Genomic DNA, 1251 nt, shown 5'->3' with positions numbered 1-1251 from the left:
CCCACATCGAATGCAGCGACCGAAGTCGTTGGCGGACGTTCCACGGGCGGCGATGCCATCGAGAACGTCGTGAACGTCAACGCGAACATCACAGGCAACGTCTACGGCGGACGCGCCCACAACGCATCGCTGCGCAACACCGTGAACATCGCCGACGGCGTCACCGTCAACGGCAGCGTCTACGGCGGGGCTTGTGTCATCGCCGACGGCAATGCCGTAAACATCGGGCGCGGTTCCACCGTCACGGGCGATGTCATCGCGGGCAACGCCACGGGCTTCAACAGCAACAACATCATCCATATGAGAGGATCGCGTGTCAATGGCACGGTCAAGGGCGGCAACGGCGGCGTAAACGACCGTGACAACACCCTCGCCATCCACCATGACACGGCACACCCAACATCGTATATCAACGACTTTACGGGCGTCAAGAACCTCCACTTCTACCTCAGCGAGGGCATCGAGACCAACAACCCGACCCTCCTGCAGCTTGGTGTCAACCATAAAGATCTCACGAACATCGAGGTTGGGGTTGGTATCCATGGACGCGCACGCGCGCTCAAGGTCAACGATGTCATCAGCCTGATGAAGGTCGCGGACAGCGGCACGCTCAGCGACATCCCGACCGAAAACAAGGTCACGGGGATGCAGGGCATCTCTCTGCTCTATGAGTTTGCGTTCCAGAAGCGCAATACCGACGAGCTGATTGCCACCGTCACCAAGGCGGCGATCAGCGAGCAGACCAAATCCTTCGTCGAGACCAGAGCCGCCGCGACCGACTTGATCAACCGCGGCGCGAACCTCCTCGCAGGATCCGGCATCGCCTCGGCAAAGAACGAGGCGGCTGCAGGTGTGCGGGACAACGAAGTACACGGCTACCATCTCTGGGCGGCAATGGATCAGGGCAGCATCGATACGGAGACCGGCTCGTATGTCGGGACGCGGGGCTACAACCTCAGCCTTGGCTGGGCGCGTGCGCTGAAAGGAACATCTGCGACACGCACCTTCACCCCGTTTGTCGAATACGGCAAGGGCAAATACGACTCCTACCTCGACGACGGCACGCATGGCAGCGGCAATATCAGCTATCTCGGTGTCGGCATCATGGGGCGCATGGAGACAGTGAAGGGGCTGTGGGCAGAGGCGGCACTGCACGGCGGCAAGATACGCAGCGACTACAGCGGCTCCGTCTATACGGGCAGCACCTCGCACTACGACAGCGCGAACGCCTACTATGCGGCGCATCTTGGC

At 61.0% G+C, this 1251-nt stretch carries 1 pseudogene; it reads left to right on the top strand.

The window, feature by feature from the left end:
• Positions 1–1251, top strand: a pseudogene (locus tag ACO6BQ_RS12585) (autotransporter outer membrane beta-barrel domain-containing protein); the annotation flags it as partial.

This window comes from Centipeda sp. (in: firmicutes) (assembly GCF_057271695.1).
The sequence above is the reverse complement of the archived record's forward strand: the minus strand, read 5'-3'. Positions and strand labels throughout refer to the sequence as shown.